Origin of the sequence: Nocardia shimofusensis NBRC 100134 (assembly GCF_001613125.1) — a bacterium.
In the GTDB taxonomy this organism is placed as follows: domain Bacteria; phylum Actinomycetota; class Actinomycetes; order Mycobacteriales; family Mycobacteriaceae; genus Nocardia; species Nocardia shimofusensis.
The window spans coordinates 43,133-61,042 of the sequence record NZ_BDBT01000023.1; the positions used below are offsets into that span (position 1 = coordinate 43,133).

Annotated in this window: 21 protein-coding genes; 13 read left to right on the forward strand and 8 right to left on the reverse strand. The window is 70.3% G+C overall.

What is annotated here, in order from left to right:
• Window positions 1–60: 60 nt before the first annotated feature.
• From NS3_RS20360 to NS3_RS20390, 7 genes are all read left to right on the forward strand, one after another.
• Window positions 61–774 (forward strand): hypothetical protein, encoded by a 714-nt coding sequence (locus NS3_RS20360; RefSeq protein WP_067862152.1) that lies wholly within the window; start codon window positions 61–63, stop codon window positions 772–774.
• 183 nt (window positions 775–957) lie between these two features.
• A complete protein-coding gene (locus NS3_RS20365; protein ID WP_067862154.1) occupies window positions 958–1,392 on the forward strand; it encodes a PaaI family thioesterase in 435 nt (144 codons plus the stop codon).
• 81 nt (window positions 1,393–1,473) lie between these two features.
• A complete protein-coding gene (locus NS3_RS20370; protein WP_067862156.1) occupies window positions 1,474–1,776 on the forward strand; it encodes an urease subunit gamma in 303 nt (100 codons plus the stop codon).
• A 13-nt stretch (window positions 1,777–1,789) separates the two neighbouring features.
• Window positions 1,790–2,128, forward strand: coding sequence for an urease subunit beta (locus tag NS3_RS20375; protein WP_067862158.1), 339 nt, complete (start codon window positions 1,790–1,792; stop codon window positions 2,126–2,128).
• The gene (locus NS3_RS20380; RefSeq protein WP_067862160.1) at window positions 2,125–3,846 is read left to right on the forward strand and encodes an urease subunit alpha; all 1,722 of its coding nucleotides are present in this window, start codon (window positions 2,125–2,127) and stop codon (window positions 3,844–3,846) included. The genes NS3_RS20375 and NS3_RS20380 overlap by 4 nt, the downstream gene beginning before the upstream one ends.
• A 64-nt stretch (window positions 3,847–3,910) precedes the next feature.
• Complete coding sequence (locus NS3_RS20385) at window positions 3,911–4,699, forward strand: MerR family transcriptional regulator (RefSeq protein WP_067862163.1); 789 nt, start codon at window positions 3,911–3,913, stop codon at window positions 4,697–4,699.
• Complete coding sequence (locus NS3_RS20390; protein WP_174550496.1) at window positions 4,699–5,577, forward strand: hypothetical protein; 879 nt, start codon at window positions 4,699–4,701, stop codon at window positions 5,575–5,577. The genes NS3_RS20385 and NS3_RS20390 overlap by 1 nt, the downstream gene beginning before the upstream one ends.
• 102 nt (window positions 5,578–5,679) lie before the next feature.
• Here NS3_RS20390 and NS3_RS20395 read toward each other — a convergent pair whose 3' ends face one another.
• The 3 genes from NS3_RS20395 to NS3_RS20405 all read right to left on the reverse strand — a co-directional run bounded on the left by NS3_RS20395 (window position 5,680) and on the right by NS3_RS20405 (window position 7,971).
• Window positions 5,680–6,693: an aldo/keto reductase gene (locus NS3_RS20395; protein ID WP_067862165.1), complete on the reverse strand. Its 1,014-nt coding sequence runs from the start codon at window positions 6,691–6,693 to the stop codon at window positions 5,680–5,682.
• Window positions 6,694–6,721: 28 nt separating this feature from the next.
• Window positions 6,722–7,123: a MerR family transcriptional regulator gene (locus NS3_RS20400; protein ID WP_067862166.1), complete on the reverse strand. Its 402-nt coding sequence runs from the start codon at window positions 7,121–7,123 to the stop codon at window positions 6,722–6,724.
• A gap of 68 nt (window positions 7,124–7,191) precedes the next feature.
• Complete coding sequence (locus NS3_RS20405) at window positions 7,192–7,971, reverse strand: VOC family protein (RefSeq protein WP_067862168.1); 780 nt, start codon at window positions 7,969–7,971, stop codon at window positions 7,192–7,194.
• A gap of 58 nt (window positions 7,972–8,029) precedes the next feature.
• On the opposite strand from NS3_RS20405, the gene NS3_RS20410 reads away from it, so the two are divergent.
• A complete protein-coding gene (locus NS3_RS20410) occupies window positions 8,030–8,401 on the forward strand; it encodes a hypothetical protein (RefSeq protein WP_067862170.1) in 372 nt (123 codons plus the stop codon).
• Between the two features lie 61 nt (window positions 8,402–8,462).
• Window positions 8,463–9,125, forward strand: coding sequence for an O-methyltransferase (locus NS3_RS20415; RefSeq protein ID WP_067862172.1), 663 nt, complete (start codon window positions 8,463–8,465; stop codon window positions 9,123–9,125).
• A gap of 82 nt (window positions 9,126–9,207) precedes the next feature.
• On the opposite strand, the gene NS3_RS20420 is transcribed toward NS3_RS20415, so the two are convergent.
• Window positions 9,208–9,909: a TetR/AcrR family transcriptional regulator gene (locus tag NS3_RS20420; RefSeq protein WP_067862174.1), complete on the reverse strand. Its 702-nt coding sequence runs from the start codon at window positions 9,907–9,909 to the stop codon at window positions 9,208–9,210.
• Window positions 9,910–9,993: 84 nt separating this feature from the next.
• Here NS3_RS20420 and NS3_RS20425 point away from each other — a divergent pair, with 84 nt between their 5' ends.
• Complete coding sequence (locus NS3_RS20425; RefSeq protein WP_067862176.1) at window positions 9,994–11,502, forward strand: MFS transporter; 1,509 nt, start codon at window positions 9,994–9,996, stop codon at window positions 11,500–11,502.
• A gap of 170 nt (window positions 11,503–11,672) precedes the next feature.
• Here the strand turns inward: NS3_RS20425 and NS3_RS20430 are convergent, their stop codons facing one another.
• Complete coding sequence (locus tag NS3_RS20430; protein ID WP_157101443.1) at window positions 11,673–12,449, reverse strand: hypothetical protein; 777 nt, start codon at window positions 12,447–12,449, stop codon at window positions 11,673–11,675.
• 154 nt (window positions 12,450–12,603) lie between these two features.
• Here NS3_RS20430 and NS3_RS20435 point away from each other — a divergent pair, with 154 nt between their 5' ends.
• The 3 genes from NS3_RS20435 (at window position 12,604) to NS3_RS20445 (ending at window position 14,884) form a co-directional block, all read left to right on the forward strand.
• Window positions 12,604–13,281 (forward strand): urease accessory protein UreF, encoded by a 678-nt coding sequence (locus NS3_RS20435; RefSeq protein ID WP_067862180.1) that lies wholly within the window; start codon window positions 12,604–12,606, stop codon window positions 13,279–13,281.
• 27 nt (window positions 13,282–13,308) lie between these two features.
• Window positions 13,309–14,028 carry an urease accessory protein UreG gene (gene ureG / locus NS3_RS20440; protein WP_067862182.1) on the forward strand — a complete coding sequence of 240 codons (720 nt, stop codon included), beginning with the start codon at window positions 13,309–13,311 and terminating at the stop codon, window positions 14,026–14,028.
• Between the two features lie 193 nt (window positions 14,029–14,221).
• On the forward strand, window positions 14,222–14,884 hold the full coding sequence (locus NS3_RS20445; protein ID WP_067862275.1) for an urease accessory protein UreD: 663 nt from the start codon (window positions 14,222–14,224) through the stop codon (window positions 14,882–14,884).
• Between the two features lie 183 nt (window positions 14,885–15,067).
• On the opposite strand, the gene NS3_RS20450 is transcribed toward NS3_RS20445, so the two are convergent.
• The 3 genes from NS3_RS20450 to NS3_RS20460 all read right to left on the reverse strand — a co-directional run bounded on the left by NS3_RS20450 (window position 15,068) and on the right by NS3_RS20460 (window position 17,901).
• Entirely contained in the window at window positions 15,068–16,498 is a 1,431-nt protein-coding gene (locus tag NS3_RS20450; RefSeq protein WP_067862184.1) for an NAD(P)/FAD-dependent oxidoreductase, read from the reverse strand.
• A 170-nt stretch (window positions 16,499–16,668) separates the two neighbouring features.
• Window positions 16,669–17,556, reverse strand: a complete 888-nt coding sequence (locus tag NS3_RS20455) for a serine hydrolase (RefSeq protein ID WP_067862186.1) — start codon at window positions 17,554–17,556, stop codon at window positions 16,669–16,671.
• Between the two features lie 138 nt (window positions 17,557–17,694).
• Window positions 17,695–17,901: a hypothetical protein gene (locus NS3_RS20460; RefSeq protein ID WP_067862188.1), complete on the reverse strand. Its 207-nt coding sequence runs from the start codon at window positions 17,899–17,901 to the stop codon at window positions 17,695–17,697.
• Window positions 17,902–17,910 lie beyond the last annotated feature (9 nt).

Sequence of the window (17,910 nt, forward strand, 5' to 3'; positions counted from 1 at the left end):
AGCCTAACCTATCTTTTCTGCTCCGACTCCCTCATTCCGGAGCCGACCCGAGGAGCTTCGATGACCGAGACCCTGACCGGTTTCTCCGCTCACTACGCCGACTCGGTGTTCGAGCGCACGAGTGCGCGGCTGCGTGCCCTGCAGCCGGATCATCCCCGCGTTTACGCCGTGGCCGCGGTCGCCGAGCACGGTCGTCGGCGCTGGTGGAAGCTGTCGGAGGGGGTGCGCGAGGGCCGCATCGAGATGATGTACCGCAGGCACGCCGCCGAGATGCGCAGCGCCGACATCGCCGCCGAGGTGGTCGCGACCGCGCTCGTGCACGCGATCGTCGGCCGGGTGGCCGCGCTGTGGGTGATGGACGGCCGTGCCTGGGATCCCGGGCTGGAGAACCTGTGGGTGCACAACGACAACGACGGCGGCCTGGACTGGGCGGGCCTCGAGGACACCATGCTGCGCGTGCTCGACGGCGACCCGATGGCGGGCCGTCCGGGCGTCGTCGCGCTGCCGTGCGAGCGGGCCGTGGCGGTCTGGCTGGCGCATCGCTGCGAAGCGTCGCTGACGCTGGTCTACGACGGGTTGGCGCGCTGCTCGCGACTGAGTGGCCGCCGATTCCGGTCGCTGGTCGGCGAATCCGTGGTCGGCGCGGCCACTTATGTTCCGGATCTGGCGCGCACGGACTCGATGCTGGGCGCTCGGCGCGGTCAGGCGCTGCTGACAGCGCTCGGGGATCGTGGTCTGGCGGCGCGAGGCAGTGCGTGCGCTCTTGAAAGTTAGGTAAGCCTGCCCTATAGTTCGTGGTGGCGTAAGGATCGCGTGCGAGTCCTGAGGGCTGCAGTGACCCCCGATCCATGCCGCGGCGGGTCCCACGAGGTGGGGCCCGCCGCTTCGTTCCGGTCGACCCGCGGCCCGGGCGGCCCCCTCCGCGCCGCGGTTTCGTGTGGTGTAAAGCTGGACCGCATGACAGAGCAGAGTTTCACCACCCTGACGCCGGAGGCGCTGAACAAGGTCGACGCCGAACTGGGCACCTTCACCGACCTGATCGGCTTGCGCTACACCGAGGTCGGTCCCGACCGCGTGGCGGGCGAGTGGACCGTCAAGTCGCACCTGTACCAGCCCGCGGGCATCGTCAACGGCGGCGTCTACTGCACCGTCGTGGAAAGTCTCGCCAGCGTGGCGGGTTCGGTCTGGTACGGCGAGCGGGGGACCGTGGTCGGCGTCAACAACAACACCGATTTCCTGCGCTCGGTGCGCGAGGGCGTGCTGCGCGGTGAGGCGACCCCGCTGCATCGCGGCCGCACCCAGCAGCTGTGGCAGGTAGTCATCACCGACGAGCAGGAGCGGGTCGTCGCGCGCGGTCAGGTGCGGTTGGCGAACCTGCCCAAGCGGGACTGACCCGCCCGCGCTCGACCGGCGGCAGCGGCGCGGGCGTGCCAGAATGTCCGTCATTCTTCGGCCGACCGGTGAGGAGCCCGGATGCGATTGTCGCCGCACGAGCAGGAACGACTGCTGCTGAGCTACGCGGCCGAGCTGGCGCGGCGCAGGAAGGCCCGCGGCCTGGCGCTGAATCACCCCGAGGCGGTCGCGATCATCACCGACCACGTGCTCGAAGGCGCGCGCGACGGACGCACCGTCGCCGAGCTGATGTCCTCGGGCCGCACGGTACTCACCCGCGCGGACGTGATGGACGGCGTGCCGGAGATGATCCACGACGTCCAGGTGGAGGCCACGTTCCCGGACGGCACCAAGCTCGTCACCGTCCATCGGCCGATCGCGTGAAGGGGACAGCAGCGTGATCCCGGGCGAATATCTCTGCGCCGAGGGCGTGATCGAGCTCAACGCGGGCCGCGAACGCCTCGAACTGGACGTCGTCAATACCGGCGATCGCCCGGTGCAGGTCGGCAGCCACGTCCATTTCCCGCAGGCCAACGCCGCGCTCGACTTCGATCGCGTCGCCGCGCACGGTCACCGCCTCGACATCCCGGCGGGCACCGCTGTGCGATTCGAACCGGGCCTGGGACACCGCGTTGCCCTGGTCCCGCTGGCGGGCACGCGCGAGGTGTACGGCATCGGCCCGAATCCGCCTGGCCGCCTCGACGATTCGAACCATCCCGAGGGGGAGCAGCAGTGAGCGAACTGAGCCGGGCCCGCTACGCGCAGCTGTTCGGACCCACCACCGGTGACCGCGTGCGCCTGGCCGACACCGACCTGCTGATCGAGATCACCGAGGACCGCAGCGGCGGGCCGGGACTGGCCGGTGACGAAGCTGTCTTCGGTGGTGGCAAGGTGCTGCGCGAGTCGATGGGCCAGTCCCGCGCCACCCGTGCCGAGGGCGCCCCCGACACCGTGATCACCGGCGCGATCATCATCGACCACTGGGGAATCATCAAGGCCGACATCGGTATCCGCGACGGCCGCATCAGCGCCATCGGCAAGGCGGGCAACCCCGACATCATGTCCGGTGTGCACCCGGATCTGGTGGTCGGTCCCTCCACCGAGATCATCGCGGGCAACGGCCGCATCGTCACCGCGGGCGCGATCGACTGTCACGTCCACTTCATCTGCCCGCAGTTGATGGACGAGGCGCTCGGCGGCGGCATCACCACCCTGATCGGCGGCGGCACCGGCCCTGCCGAAGGCAGCAAGGCCACCACCGTCACTCCGGGTGCCTGGCATCTGGCCCGCATGCTCGAGGCCACCGACCACTGGCCGTTGAACATCGCCCTGCTCGGCAAGGGCAACACCGTGAGCGAAGCCGCCATGTGGGAGCAGTTGCGCGCGGGCGCCTCGGGTTTCAAGCTGCACGAGGACTGGGGCTCGACTCCCGCCGCGATCGACGCCTGCCTGCGCGTGGCCGACGCCTCCGGCGTGCAGGTCGCCCTGCATTCGGACACCCTGAACGAGATCGGCTTCGTAGAGGACACCCTCGCCGCCATCGCCGGGCGCGGCATCCACGCCTATCACACCGAAGGCGCGGGCGGCGGTCACGCACCCGACATCATCACCGTCGCCTCGCACCCGAACGTCCTGCCCAGTTCCACCAACCCCACCCGCCCGCACACCGTCAACACCCTCGACGAGCACCTCGACATGCTCATGGTGTGCCACCATCTCAGCTCCGCCATCCCCGAGGATCTGGCTTTCGCCGAGAGCCGCATCCGCCCGTCGACCATCGCCGCCGAGGATCTGCTGCACGATCTGGGCGCGATCTCCATGATCGGCAGCGACTCCCAGGCCATGGGCCGCATCGGCGAAGTGGTGATGCGCACCTGGCAGACCGCGCACGTCATGAAGCGCCGCCGTGGCGCCCTGCCCGGCGACGGCGCCGCCGACAACAACCGCGTCCGCCGCTACGTCGCCAAGTACACGATCTGCCCGGCCGTCGCGCACGGCCTCGACGACGAGATCGGCTCGGTCGAACCCGGCAAACTCGCCGACCTGGTGCTCTGGGATCCCGCCTTCTTCGGCGTTCGCCCGCACGCCGTCCTCAAGGGCGGCGCGATCGCCTGGGCCGCCATGGGCGACGCCAACGCCTCCATCCCCACCCCGCAGCCCGTCCTGCCGCGCCCGATGTTCGGCGCCGCCGCCCCGGTCGCCGCCGCGACCTCACTGCATTTCGTCTCCGCCCACGCCATCGACGACGGCCTGGCCGATCGCATCGCGGTCCGCCGCCGCCTGACCCCGGTCAAGGACGTCCGCGCGGTGACCAAATCGGATATGCCCGGCAACGACGCCATGCCCCGCATCGAGGTCGACGCGGACACCTTCACCGTCCGCGTCGACGGCGAGGTGTGGGCCGAGGAACCCGCCACCGAACTCCCTATGGCCCAGCGCTACTTCCTGTTCTGACCCGTCGGTCTGTCGCGAGACCGGACTTGACCTCGACGCGACGTCATGGTCGAGACTGGGGCACATGAGGATAGGGCAACTCGCCGAGGCCGCTGGGACGACGACACGGACGGTGCGGCACTATCATCGGCTCGGTCTGCTGGCCGAGCCGCGCCGGCTGGCCAACGGTTATCGCGAGTACGCGATGGGTGACCTCGTACGGCTGATGCGGATCCGGTGGCTGGCCTCGAGCGGGGTGCCGCTCGGCTCGGTCGCCGCCGTTCTGGCCGAGGAGAGGTCGAGTGCGGACCAGCGCGATGTGCTGGCGGATCTGCGGGCGCTGCTCGCGGTCGTCGAGAGCGAGCAGGCCCTGCTCGCCCGGCGTCACGCCCGGCTGACCGCCATGCTGGCCGAAGCCGAACAGGGGCAACCGATCTCGGCCCTGCCCCGGGAACTCGCGACCGCGTTGAACGGCGCCGTCGACTCCGCGTCCTCGCCGGCGGTCGGTGCGATGCTGCGGCTCGAGCGGGATCTGCTCGAAGCCGCCGTGCTGTCGGGCGCGGAGCCGGAGTTCGTGACCGGCTTCGCGGAGATGCTGGCCGATGCCGAATCGCGCGCGGGGTATCTGGCATTGCTGTCGGAATGGGTGGAACTCGAAGGGCGAGAACCGGATTCGGCCACCACGCAGATCGATGCGCTCGTACGGCGGATGCTCGAATCCCATCGCCGCGGGCTTGTCGAGTTCGACATGCCGGAGGCGGCCGGTGTCGAGTCCGGCGCGTTCTCGCTGGAGGAGGTCGTTCCCGACCGAGCGCAACGGGAAGTCGTGCGGCGGTTTCTGGAACAGGTCTCCGCTCGTTCCGGGACGTCGTGATGACGATGCGAGGGTTTCGGCGATTCCAGCACATCGCGCAGGTGCTGACGGTGCTCGTCGTACTCGTCGACGCGGTTCTGCTGGCGACCGGAATCATCACCGCAGGCCAGGCGCTGTCACTGTTCGCCGTGCTGGAGATACCGCTGACGGGGGCTGTCGCCACGGCGTTCGTGATGGTGATCGTAGTCCGGATGCGCCGGGGCGATGGATTCCGGACGGCGGTGGGGCAGGCGCTGGGGCAGTCTCCTTTCCTACCGGTGATCCGGGCCGAGATCCGGGGGTATCGGGCGCTGTGGCGGGCGATTCGCGGTCGCGACTGTGGTGTCGAGCCGGGGGCCGTCGTTTTTCACGCGCGCCGGGGGACGCTGGCGCTGCCGGTGGCCTTCGCGATCGCGACCGCGGTCGAGATCGGGGTGCTGCATCTGCTGCTGCCGTGGGTGTGGCTGCGCGTGACGCTGGCTCTCGTGTCGATCTGGTCCCTGATCACCCTGTTCGGATACCTGTCGGTGCATCGAACACACCCGCACTATCTGACCGGTACGTCGCTGGTCCTTCGGCAGTCCGGAGCCGTGGTGGCCGTGATCGATTGCGCGACGATCGAATCCCTCTCGCTTCGAAGCAGATTCAGCGAAACCGCGCCCACGGTCGTCGAGGGCCGGTTGTTCCTCCCCAGCGCGGACGGCACCACGGTCGATCTGACGCTGACCTCGCCGGTCACCGCCACGCTTCCCGCGCTCGTGCCCGCGCGAAGGAAGATCGCGCGGGTCGATCACATCAGCCTGTACGTCGACGAACCGGAGCGGTTGCTCGCGGCTTCGAGAACCGCCGCGAGGCCCGTCGCCCGTCCGGAATCGGCTTCGGCTGATACGTCGGGCTGATCGGTGCGGACGACGGAGGTCGCCACCCGGGGATGTGGAGGCGGACGGCGACCTCCGATGCGACGGTTCTCGAAGCCGTCGGTCGATGCAGCCTCGACGGCGTCAGGCGTCGATCGAGGACAGGTCGCTGTAGCGCTCTCCCGCGACAGCGTCGCGCGGGACGGCCTCGGCGAGCCGGGCGAGGTCCTTGTCGTCGAGGGACACGCCCGCGGCGGCGACGTTCTCCTCGAGGTATTTCACACGTTTGGTACCCGGGATCGGAACCACGTCGTCGCCTTGCGCGAGCACCCAGGCGAGAGCGAGTTGGCCCGGCGTCACGCCCTTGTCCGCGGCGATCTCGGTGATCCGGGCGACGAGCGCGAGATTGGCTTCCAGCGCGTCACCCTGGAACCGGGGGAAGCGGCCCTGGCGGCGCGAATCGGCCTCGGCCAAGTCGCCCGCCGAAGTGATCGCCCCGGTCAGCATGCCGCGCCCGAGCGGGGAGTAGGGGACCAGGCCGATGCCGAGTTCGCGTAGTACCGGCAGGATCTCGTCCTCGAGATGCCGGGTGAACAATGAGTATTCGGACTGCAGCGCGGTGATCGGGTGGACGGCGTGCGCGCGCCGGATGGTGCCCGCGGCGGCCTCGGACAGTCCGAGGTGGCGCACCTTGCCCGCCTCGACGAGTTCCTTCATCGCCCCGACGGTGTCCTCGATCGGGACCGTCTTGTCGACGCGATGCTGGTAGTAGAGGTCGATGTGGTCGACGCCGAGGCGCCGCAGCGAGGCGTCGGCGGCCTTGCGGACGTAGTCGGGATGTCCGCTGACACCCAGGAATTCGCCGTTCTCGCCCCGCATATTGCCGAACTTGGTGGCCAGCTGGACCTCGTCGCGGCGGCCGGCGATCGCCCGCCCGACGAGTTGTTCGTTGGTGAACGGGCCGTACATGTCCGCGGTGTCGAGGAAGGTGACGCCCAGGTCCAGGGCGCGCCGGATGGTGTCGATGCCGGTCGCCTGGTCGGCGGCGCCGTAGAACTCCGACATGCCCATGCAGCCCAGCCCCAGGGCGGAGACAACGAGGGCATGGTCGCCCGCGCCGAGAGTGCGGTTGTCGAGGGAAGCGTGTGTTTCGGTCATGAACTCATCCAATCCCTTCGAGCGCGCTCTAGGTCAAGCCCCGGCTTTCCAGGCGGTCGACGTAGATGCCGATCTTGCGGTCGATCGCCCCGAGATGGTTCTGGACCTCGGCGAGCTGGTCGAGCACCAGCTGCCGGTGGTCGCGCAGCAGCGCCAGCCGCTCGGCCTCGTTGCCGTCGCCCGCACGGACCAGTTCGGCGTAGCGCTTGATGTCGCGGATCGGCATCCCGGTGGCCCGCAGGCGGGTGACCAGCTCGATCCAGATCAGGTCACGGTCGCTGTAGCGGCGGTGTCCACTGGCCGAGCGGCCGACCCGCCGCAACATCAGCCCGTCGCGCTCGTAGTAGCGCAGGGTGTGCGCGGACAGACCGGTCCGCTCGGCGGTCTCGGCGATGGAGTAGGTACTAGTGTTGGTGTCGACGGGCGTCACCCTGCCAGTGTCGTCCTTCGAGTGCGCTCGAAGTCAACACCTACGCTCGGAGTCGGTGTCGACCGGGCTCAGCCGAACGACATGGTCGCGAAGGCCGCGCCCGCCGGATCGGCGACGACGCCCACTCGCGACGGTCCGGGCAGATCCTTCGCGGGCTCGATGATCGCGCCGCCGAGTTCGGCCGCGCGCGCGGCCGCCTTGTCGGAGTCGTCGACGCGGAAGGTGACCGACCAGCACGGCGCGGGTTCGCCCTCGCCCGCGGCGTGCGCGCCGCCGAACTCACGCCCGCCCGTGCTCGGCGCCAGAGCCTGATAGGGGTCGACGGTGGCGGTTTCCCATGCCGCGTTCGCGTGATGCCAGCCGAGCACGGTGCGGTAGTGGGACATCGCGTCGGCGGGGGAGCCGGATGCGGCGTACTCCACCCAGCACGGGTTGTCCTGCTCGGCCCAGTTCGCCGTGCCGGGATGGGTGATCAGCTGGGCGATCGCGTACGACGCGCCCGCCGGATCGGTCAGCACCGCGAAACGCAGCTGCCCGAAGACATCGACCGGCTCGAGCTCCACCCGCGCGCCCGCCGCACGTGCCGCCGCCACCGTGGCGTCGATGTCCTCGACGGCGAAGTACACCGTCCACACCGGCGGGGCGGTGCTGCCGTCGGGTGCGGTGGCGGGCGCGATGCCCGCGACGGGGACGCCGTTCTGGTGCAGGATCGTATAGTGGCCCGCTTCGGGGCCGAGATCCTGTGCCTGCCAGCCGAATACGCCGGTGTAGAACGCGGCGGCGGCCGGGATGTCGGGTGCGGTCACGTCGAACCAGCACGGTGCGCCCGGAGCGAAAGCGGATGTCATCGGAGTCTCCCTGTGAGTAGGTGGCCGGTGGTTCGGCCCGAAGGCCGATACGACCGTGATGACGGGCCCGGCCGCCGGAATTCATCGCCGCGTCCGCCGATTCGTGCACGATCCCGGGGTTTCGCCATGCCCGGGGATCACCCGCGGGATCGGGGCACGGAGCGCGCGCTGGCCGGGCAGCCCCGGCATCCTCACCGCGCTGGCGGAAGTGCTCGTGGAGGTCACCATCATCCTGCCGGCCACCGCGGGCACCGGAGCGGTGGCCGCGACGGCCCGGGCGATGTTCGGCATCACCTCCGCGAGCCTGAAGGTCTCGACGGGATCGGCCGATCTCGCCAAGGCCGTCTTCGATCTGAAGGCGCTGGCGACGGCGGCGGCCCAGGCCGTCGCCACGATCGCGAAGATCGAGCAGATCGCCTGGATCGCCTGAGCCACAGCGACGTCCGGGCACGTCACGGCGGTGGCGTCCGGGGCGGTGGCAGACTTGCGTCATGACGACTTCCGATTGGTCCGATGTCGACGCCTACGTCGTGGAGCACCTGGTCGCCGACGACTCCTCGGCGGCCACCCTCGACGCCAATGCGGCCGCGGGTCTGCCCGCGATCGACGTGTCCGCGGCGCAGGCGAAGTTCCTCTACCTGCTCGGCAAGTCGGTGCGGGCGCGCCGCGTGCTCGAGATCGGCACCCTCGGCGGGTTCAGCACGCTGTGGCTGGCGCGCGCGGTGGGGGAGCGGGGGCGGGTTGTCACCCTCGAGTACGAGCCGCGCCACGCCGAGGTCGCCCGCGCGAATCTGGATGTGGCCGGGGTCGGTGAACGCGTCGAGATCCGGGTCGGCGCGGCGCTGGACACCCTCGCGGCGCTCGGGGCCGAACAGGGAGAGCCGTTCGATCTGGTCTTCATCGACGCCGACAAGGTGAACAACCCCGTGTATGTCGACTGGGCCGTGCGCTTGGGGCGTTCGGGCACGGTGATCGTGGTCGACAATGTCGTGCGCCACGGCGCGCTCGCCGACGCGAACACGGTCGACCCGTCGGCGCGGGCCGGCCGCGAACTGGTGGAACTGCTCGGCAAGGACACCCGGCTCGAAGCGACCGTGCTGCAGACCGTCGGCGCCAAGGGCTGGGACGGTTTCGCCTTCGCCCTCGTCGTCTAGCAGTCCGGCGTCGTCCAGCAGTCCGGCGGGGCGTCGGGAGGCAGCACCTTCCCCCGCTTCACCGGTGTGCCGCCGATGTCGCCTACGGCTTCGTCGCGGTCGCGCGCTCGATCGGCACGGCGATCCCGAGCCGCGCCTGGAAACCGTCGCAGATCGTCTCCAACCCGTCGTGCAGGGATTGCTGGGCGGTGAGCTGATCGCTGCCCGCGCCGTGCAGCTCGGCGAGCGCTGCGGGCGTATCCCACAGCGGCCGCCCCTCGAGCAGCGCGCGCAAACCGTTGTTCTCGTCGGGGTCGGCGCGTTTGCGCCGCAGCAGTGCGGTGCTCACATTCGGCAGGCTCGCCCCGGAGATGTAGTTCCACACGGTGAACGCCATCCGGGTGGCCTCGCGCACCGGCACCCCGAGTTCGCCGAAGCCCTCGACCAGCCAGCCCAGGCAGGCCAGGCTCTGCGGGCCGAAGCTGTACCGGGGTGTGGCGAAGGTGAGCAGTACCCACGGATGTTCCTGGTAGAGCTGCCAATCGACGTCCGCGGCGATGTGCACCCGGTCGCGCCAGCTCCAGCCGCGACCTTCGGCAGGCGGATAGGGATAGCGGCGGGCGATCTCATCGGTCATGGCCGCGACCAGCTCGTCCTTGCCCGGCACGTGCCGGTACAGCGACATCGCGCCGACACCCATCCGCTCGGCGATGCGACGCATGGACAGCGCGTCCAGGCCTTCGGTGTCGGCGAGCGTGATCGCCGTGTCGACGATCGCCTCGCGACTGAGCTTCGCCTCTGTCATAACCACTCGCTTTCCGGAGACCCCGCTGCGTACACTGTACCCGCACCCGGCGTACAGTGTACGCGTGACACGGAAGGTTCGGACATGACACAGGCACAAACGCAGCGGCCCGCCGGCATCGGAGCGGACGCGGGCGGCTCCCGTCGCGCCTGGCTGGGGCTGGCCGTTCTGCTGCTGCCGGTGCTGCTGGTGTCGATGGATGTCTCGGTGCTGTTCCTCGCCCTGCCGACGCTGTCGGCGGACCTGCATCCCTCGGCGACCGAACAACTCTGGATCCTCGATGTCTACGGCTTCCTGATCGCGGGCCTGCTCATCACGATGGGCAATCTCGGCGACCGCGTCGGACGGCGCGCCATCCTGCTCGTCGGCGCGGCCGTGTTCGGCGTCGGCTCGGTAGTGGCCGCCTTCGCCCCGACCGCCGCCGTGCTCATCGCGGCGCGGGCGCTGATGGGCATCGGCGGCGCGACCCTGCTGCCGTCCAGTCTGGCGCTGATCACCAGCCTGTTCGCCGACGCGCGGGAGCGGGCCACCGCCATCGGCGTCTGGACCGCGTTCTTCGCGGGTGGCTCGGCGGTCGGCCCCATCATCGGCGGCTTGCTGCTGCACCACTTCTGGTGGGGTTCGGTCTTCCTGATCAACGTCCCGGTGCTGCTGGTGCTGCTCGTGCTCGGGCCGATCCTGTTGCCCGAGCAGCGTTCCGGTCTGCTCGGCCCGCTGGATCTGCCCAGTGTCGGGCTCTCGATCTCGGGCATCCTGCCGGTGATCTACGCGATCAAGCACGCCGCCGCCGAAGGCGTGGATGCCGAGGCGATAGTCGTCGGCGTGATCGGCGCGCTGATCCTGATCGTGTTCGTCCGCCGCCAGAAGGTGCTCGACGAGCCGCTGCTGGACCTGAGCCTGTTCACCCGCCCGCAGTTCCGGCTGGCGATCGGCTCGAGCCTGACCGGCATGATGTCGCTGGCCGCGCTGGGCTATCTCACCAGCGTCTACCTGCAGTCGGTCACCGGCCGCGATCCACTGGCGGCGGCGCTGCTCGGCATCCCGATGGCGGTGGCGGTGTTCGTCTGCTCGATGAGCGGGGCCAGGGTGAGCAGGTTGCTCGGGGTGCGGGCGAGCTTCGTCGTCGCCCTGCTGGCCGCCGCGGTCGGTAATCTGATGGTGCTCGGCGTCGGCGTGGACGGGGGCATCGCCTGGTACCTGGCGGGCTCGACCATCGCGGGTGTCGGTTACGGCGTGGCCTTCACCCTCGTCTCGGAGGTCGCCGTCGCTTCGGTGCCGCCCGAGCGCGCGGGCTCGGCGGTGGGCATCTCGGAGACCAGCTTCGAACTGGGCAATGCCCTCGGCCTGGCCTTGCTGGGTTCGCTGGCGGCGCTGGTGTTCCGCTCCGGCGGCGACTACGCGGGCACGCTGGGCGAAACACTCGCGCAGTACGGCGCGGATTCACCGCCGGCCGATGCCGCACGGGCATCGTTCGTCGACGGCATGCACGTCGCACTGGCCGCCGGCGCCGCGATCCTGGTGCTCATGGCCGTGCTCACCTGGAGTTCGGCCGATCGAGGGCACGACGACGCGAAGACCGCGTCCAGGCGCTGACCGCCGTGCAGGGATCGCCGCGCCGTGCGGGGATCGAGCCGCCACGCAGGGATCGCCGTGCCACGCAGGGATCGCCGTGCCACGCAGGGATCGGGGCGGCGTACGGACCGAAGCCGGGTGCGGTGGACGAAACCCTCCGCATCCGGCGAGGCGAGTCCGCGTACGAGCGGTCAGCGTCCGAACACGGCGCCGAGCATGTCCGCGGCGAACCGGTTCATCGGCATCAGGACGGTCCGGTGCACCCAGCTCACCGGCGCGACCACGCACACCCGCCACACCGTGGCGAGCGCGGCCAGCACCGGACGCAGCACATACCGGTAGAGATAGGCGCACGGCACGACGACGAGCACCCGGACGATCGCGCTCGCCCCCCGCCAGCCGAAGTACAGGATCGCGGCAAGTGCGATCCACAGCGGGCGCAGGACCCACCGCCACAGCAGCACGAGCGGCCCGACCACGCACCAGGTCCAGAGCCATCGCAGGCTCACCGCGATCGCGTACGACACCGGGCCGAGCAGCCACTTCCACGACCACTTCGCGACCGGGACGAGGACGTGGTGCACGAGTGCGGTCAGCGCGGGCCGCAGAATCGACTGCCACAGCCACTCCTCGATCACCCGCAGCAGCGGCCGCAGCAGCCAGTTCAGCAGCGCCGCGCCCAGCGGCGTGAGCACCATGCCCCACAGCACCTGCTGGATGGCCCAGCCCCACACCATGTCCTTCAGGAAGCCCCACACCGGCCGGATCACCCAGTCACGGACGAACCGGCCCACCGGCGCCAGCACGTGCTCGAGCACGAAGACCAGGACGGCGACGAGCACTCGCCCGCACCACTTCACGCCTTCCCAGACCAGTCGCACCGGCACGAGCAGCACGACCGCGATCGCGCGCGCCACCCATTCGCCGATGCCCACCCGCCGCGGTCCTGCCGTATTCCTCGCGTTCATCGAATCCTCCTCCTGCACAGCATCGTCGCACCCACGCGCGGCCAGGTCTCGTGTGCTTCCCCGTGATCGGTCCGGGTAGAAACCCCTACCCGGCGGTGTGCGGCGCAGCGGACTCGCCCGGCGCGCAGGACACGCCCGACATAGGATCGTGCGAATGGACACGAGCGTGAACGCCGGGGCGATCTTGTACGCCCTCGCCGATTCGCGCCTGCCGATCGGCGGTCACGTCCATTCCGGTGGGGTGGAGGAGGCGGTCGCCTCCGGACTGGTCCGCGATCTCGCGACCGTCGAGGCCTACCTGCGCCGTCGGATCACCACCTCCGGGCTGGTGGCCGCGTCGCTGGCCGCCGCGGTGTGCGCGGGGGAACTCACCGAGTCGCGCGCCGACGCCGAAGCCGACGCCCGCATCCTGGCTCCGGCCGCCCGCGCGGCCTCCCGAGCGCAGGGGCGTGGCCTGTTGCGGTTGGCCAAACAGATCTGGCCGCAACAGGATCGGCCGCAACAGGATCGGCCGCAGCAGGATTGGACGCGCCTGTCGCCGCGCCCGCACCTGTCCACGGCCTTCGGCGCGGTCGGCGCGGTCGCGGGCATCGCACCCGCCGATCTCGCGGGCATCGTCGTCTACACCACCCTGACCGGCGCCGCCACGGCCGCCCAGCGCCTGCTCGCGCTCGATCCCGCCGATGTGGCCGCGTGCACGGTGCGCTTGGCCCAGCTGTGCGACCGCACCGCCGCCGAGGCCGCGACCGGCCCGGCCGCTCTGTCCGACCCGCTGCAGGATGTGCTGGCACAGCGCCATCCGCTACGCGACATGCCGCTGTTCGCCAGCTGACATCCGACCGAGAAGAAGGAGCCCGAGATGCCGCCGCACCTGATCGACGGTGAACCCCACGACCATTCGCACGATCGCCCGAAGCGCGAGCGGACCCCCGGTGAACCGCTGCGCATCGGCATCGGCGGGCCGGTCGGCTCCGGCAAGACCGCGCTGGTGGCGGCGCTGTGCAGACAGCTGCGCGAGGAACTGTCGCTGGCTGTGCTGACCAACGACATCTACACCACCGAGGACGCCGACTTCTTGCGCAGGCACGCGGTGCTGCCCGACGAGCGGATCACCGCCGTGCAGACCGGCGGCTGCCCGCACACCGCCATCCGCGACGACATCACCGCCAATCTCGACGCCATCGACGACCTGATCGCCGCCAACCCGCCGCTGGACCTGATCCTGGTCGAATCCGGCGGCGACAATCTCACCGCCACCTTCTCCTCCGGCCTGATCGACGTGCAGATATTCGTCATCGACGTGGCAGGTGGCGACAAGGTGCCCCGTAAGGGCGGCCCGGGCGTCACTTTCTCGGACCTGCTGGTGGTCAACAAGACCGACCTGGCCCCGCTGGTCGGCGCGGACCTCGGCGTCATGGAACGCGACGCCGCCAAGGTGCGCGCGGGCCGCCCGACCGCGCTGATCTCGCTCACCGAAGACCCTGCCGCGACCCCCGTACTGGCCTGGGTACGCGCGCACCTGGCGGAGGCGGCCGAAGCGGATCGGCGGGCAGAGCTCGACTCCTCCATTGCGCACTGATCTCCCGGCGCGGGGAAACCCGGGCGCGGACATCGGCCGAGGCGCGGCCGTGGAGCCGAACACGGCGACTCGGAACGGCGTGGTCGGGGAGCCGACCGCGGCATCCGTCGGCGCGACAGAGCCGAGCGTGGAACGCGTCGCGGCGGCGGCACCCGAGCGGCACCGGGAAGCGACGGCCGGGCGCGGCGGCGCGCTGCGCACCGAACTCCGCATCGTCGCCGAGGCGGGCCGGGTCGCACACATCGACGCGCGCGGAGGGCTGACCGCACGGCACACCGGCGGTGATCGTGTGCACCTGATCGGCGCCGCCGCCACCCCGCTGGGCGGTGACCACATCGGTGTCACGGTGGTCGTGGGACCGCGCGCGCGCCTGACTCTGCGCGGCGTGGCCGCCACCCTCGCCCTGCCGGGCCGCGGCACCATCGAGTCCTCCGCGCACTGGCACTTCGAGGTCGCCGAGGGGGGCGATCTCGACGTCGACACCCCGGCGATGATCGTCGCGGGCGGGGCCGGGCACCTGAACGTGACCAGTGTCCGCCTGGCGTCCGGAGCGCGGCTGCGGCTGCGGGAGCAGGTACAGATCGGCCGCACGGGCGAGCGTCACGGCCGCTGGCGCGGCGACCTGATCGCCGATCTCGACGACCTGCCGTTGGTCCGGCACCGGCTGGAACTCGGCGCGGGCGTCGCCACCGACGATGTGCTCGGCGCGCACCGCGCACTGATCAGCGAACTGCGCTACCCCGACGACCGTCCCGCCGAGACTTTCGGACTGGCGGCGGCGCGCCTGCCGCTGGAAGCGGGGGGAAGTCTGTACACGGGCCTCGGTGACCGGCTCTCGGACACGTCGAAACCATGAAGAAACGGCCCCGGCCCTGTGTCGACCGGGCCGGAGTCGTCTCGGTGCTGTCCGGAGCCGGCCCGAAATGGTCGTGGAGCCGGCGGCCGAGGGGGCGGCGTCGTCGAGTCACCCGGTCGCCCGTCGGCGGGCAGAGCCCGCGGCAACAGGTTCGCGTCGAACCGCGACGTCGCCGCCGGAGGTTCAGGACGCGCGCTGATCGGCCGCTTTCCGGCCCGGCGCGCGCCCGGGTGACGGTGGTGCCCCGAGCGCGGCGTGGAGTTCGTCCGCGTCGTCCTGATCGTCGTAGACCTGTTCCAGCGCGAGCCGGGCGAACACCCACTGCTCGGTGGCCGCCATCTGACCGCGGCTGCGGCCGAGGAAGGTGACGAACCACTGGATGCAGGTGATCAGACGGCTGCGGTAGCCGACCAGGTAGTACAGGTGCAGTCCCAGCCAGGCCAGCCAGGCGATGAAGCCGCCGAACTCCAGCTTGCCGACCTGGCACACGGCGCTGAACCGAGACACCGTGGCCATGCTGCCCTTGTTGAAGTACTTGAAGGGCTTGCGCTCCTCCGGCGGCTGACCTTTCAGGCCCGCCTTGATCTGCTTGGCGGCGTAGGTCGCGCCCTGGATCGCGCCCTGGGCCTGGCCCGGCACACCGGGCACCGACATCAGGTCGCCGACGACGAAGACGTTCGGGTGGCCTTTGATGGTGAGGTCGGGTTCGACGATCACCCGGCCCGCCCGGTCCACCTGGGTGCCCTCGGAACGCTCGGCCAGCATCTTGCCCAGCGGGCTGGCCTGCACGCCCGCCGACCACACCTTGCACGAGGATTCGATGCGCCGGGTGGTGCCGTCGGCATCGCGCACCGTGACGCCGTGCGCGTCGATATCGGTGACCATCGCGTTGAGCTGGATCTCCACGCCCATGCGCTCGAGCCGTCGCTGCGCCTTGGCACCGAGCTTGGGGCCCATCGGGCCGAGCACCGCGCCCGCGCCCTCGATGAGGATGACCCGGGCGTCGCGCGGGTCGAAGTTGTCGAAGGTGCCCTCGAGCGTGCGGTCGGCGAGTTCGGCGATCTGCCCGGCCAACTCCACACCGGTGGGGCCCGCGCCGATGACGACGAAGGTCAGCAGGCGGTCGCGCGTCGCCTGCGAGGTCGCCACCTCGGCGCCCTCGAACGCGCCGAGGATGCGCCCGCGCAACTCCAGAGCGTCGTCGATGGTCTTCATGCCCGGTGCGTAGGTGGCGAACTGGTCGTTGCCGAAGTACGACTGCTGCGCGCCGGTCGCCACGATGAGGCTGTCGAAATGGGTCAGGGTGTCGTGGTTGAGCAACCGCGAGCTGACCGTCTTGTTCTCCAGGTCGATGTCGGTGACGTCGCCGAGCAACACCCGGACGTTCTTCTGCTTGCGCAGCACCAGCCGGGTGGCGGGGGCGATCTCACCGACCGAGAGGATGCCGGTGGCGACCTGATACAGCAGCGGCTGGAACAGGTGGGTGGAGGTCTTGGAGATCAGGGTGATGTCCACGTCGGCGCGCGCGAGGTGCTTGGTGCCGAACAGGCCGCCGAAGCCCGAACCGATCACCACCACCTGGTGACGACGGTTCTCGACTGACTGAGTGCTCATCGTCGTGCTCCTCGACAGACCAGGGGACAGACCGGGGCTCGCCCCTTCACGGTTCTTCGGACAGGCTCAACCGTAGTCGGCCCGTCATCGGGCGTCACGACGAGAGGGCATTACGGCGTGTGGGCCGCACCCCGCCGCGCGCTGCGCGACGGGGTGCGGCGCCCCGGGTGTCAGCGCCCGGCGAGCAGTGTTTCCGCGAGTTTCGTGTCGGTCTCGGCGCCTTCGGTGTAGCCGCCCTCGGCGCCCATCGCGGTCATGATCGACAGCGTGTAGCGCTCACCCTGGCCTGCGAAGCCGACCGAGTTGACCACCCAGCCGCCCTCCTCCTGCGACCAGCCGTTCTTCAGGCCGGGCCGCATCGACGCGCCCGCACCCCACACACCCCAGTGCTGGTTGGGATCGACACGGCGCATCTGATCGAGCAGGTAGGCGCGATCGTCGGGGTGCATGACGTCCAGAACGTGGCTCATCAACCGGTCCAGGTCGGCGGGGGTGCACTTCTGGTACGACCAGTCCGGGAACAGCGGCCCGTTGGTGGGCAGCGGCACCAGGTTCGCCATGCCGTTGGCGCGGAAGGCGTTGTTGAAGGCCATCCGGTCCGGGCCGGCGTGCTTGTTCCACAGCAGGTCGGTCGCGGCGTCGTTGGAGGTCGACAGCATGGACTCCATCAGGCCGCGATCCTCGGGCGTGAGCACCAGCGCGCCGACGCGGGCGCGATTGAGCAGATCCGCGGCGATGGCCAGCTTGATGGTGGAGGCGGTCCACACCGAGTCCTCGGCGTGCTCGTTGGCGTAGACGGCGCCGGTCACGCGATCGCGCAACACGTATCCGGTGACGCCGGGTCGGTTCTGCAGGTACTGGTCGGCGCTGCGGATCCGGTTGCTCAGATCGCAGTCGAAACCGTTGAAGCAGCCGCCGGGAGCGGCATGGGCGATCGGCGCCGCGGCGCCGGGCAGGAGGGCGGGCGCGCTGGGGATCAAGATCGCCGCGGCGGCAAGGACACAAGCGGTTGCGGCCACGCGGGGAACGGCCCCGGTGGCGGCCTTGGGATAACGCACGAGGGACGACGATGGCACACCTGAGCTCCGGATGCACGTCTTGAGCTCGGCGTGCCGATGTGATACATCGCATCGACACCCGCGGAGAGAAGGAATCGATTGCACCGCAGGAGAATTCACCAGCGCGCGGCGAGCCGCTCAGCGGAAGGCGGCGCGCAGGTCCTCGACGGTGCGTCCGTTGAGGCGGTAACAGTGCTCGAACGCCTCGGAGTGCCGATCACGGGGCCAGCGGTGCAGGACGACCGTACGCCCGTAATGCCGGGCGTTGACCAGTTCCCAGTGCTCACCCACGCGGCGGACGGTGAACCCGTCCTTCGGGACCAGTGGGAGGACCCTCGCACTCATGAACGCGGA

Coding starts and splice junctions, on each gene's coding strand:
- NS3_RS20360 (WP_067862152.1), top strand. CDS start 61: ATGACCGAGACCCTGACCGGTTTCTCCGCTCACTACGCCGACTCGGTG.
- NS3_RS20365 (WP_067862154.1), top strand. CDS start 958: ATGACAGAGCAGAGTTTCACCACCCTGACGCCGGAGGCGCTGAACAAG.
- NS3_RS20370 (WP_067862156.1), top strand. CDS start 1,474: ATGCGATTGTCGCCGCACGAGCAGGAACGACTGCTGCTGAGCTACGCG.
- NS3_RS20385 (WP_067862163.1), top strand. CDS start 3,911: ATGAGGATAGGGCAACTCGCCGAGGCCGCTGGGACGACGACACGGACG.
- NS3_RS20390 (WP_174550496.1), top strand. CDS start 4,699: ATGACGATGCGAGGGTTTCGGCGATTCCAGCACATCGCGCAGGTGCTG.
- NS3_RS20395 (WP_067862165.1), bottom strand. CDS start 6,693: ATGACCGAAACACACGCTTCCCTCGACAACCGCACTCTCGGCGCGGGC.
- NS3_RS20405 (WP_067862168.1), bottom strand. CDS start 7,971: ATGACATCCGCTTTCGCTCCGGGCGCACCGTGCTGGTTCGACGTGACC.
- NS3_RS20410 (WP_067862170.1), top strand. CDS start 8,030: ATGACGGGCCCGGCCGCCGGAATTCATCGCCGCGTCCGCCGATTCGTG.
- NS3_RS20415 (WP_067862172.1), top strand. CDS start 8,463: ATGACGACTTCCGATTGGTCCGATGTCGACGCCTACGTCGTGGAGCAC.
- NS3_RS20420 (WP_067862174.1), bottom strand. CDS start 9,909: ATGACAGAGGCGAAGCTCAGTCGCGAGGCGATCGTCGACACGGCGATC.
- NS3_RS20425 (WP_067862176.1), top strand. CDS start 9,994: ATGACACAGGCACAAACGCAGCGGCCCGCCGGCATCGGAGCGGACGCG.
- NS3_RS20430 (WP_157101443.1), bottom strand. CDS start 12,449: ATGAACGCGAGGAATACGGCAGGACCGCGGCGGGTGGGCATCGGCGAA.
- NS3_RS20435 (WP_067862180.1), top strand. CDS start 12,604: ATGGACACGAGCGTGAACGCCGGGGCGATCTTGTACGCCCTCGCCGAT.
- ureG (WP_067862182.1), top strand. CDS start 13,309: ATGCCGCCGCACCTGATCGACGGTGAACCCCACGACCATTCGCACGAT.
- NS3_RS20450 (WP_067862184.1), bottom strand. CDS start 16,498: ATGAGCACTCAGTCAGTCGAGAACCGTCGTCACCAGGTGGTGGTGATC.
- NS3_RS20460 (WP_067862188.1), bottom strand. CDS start 17,901: ATGAGTGCGAGGGTCCTCCCACTGGTCCCGAAGGACGGGTTCACCGTC.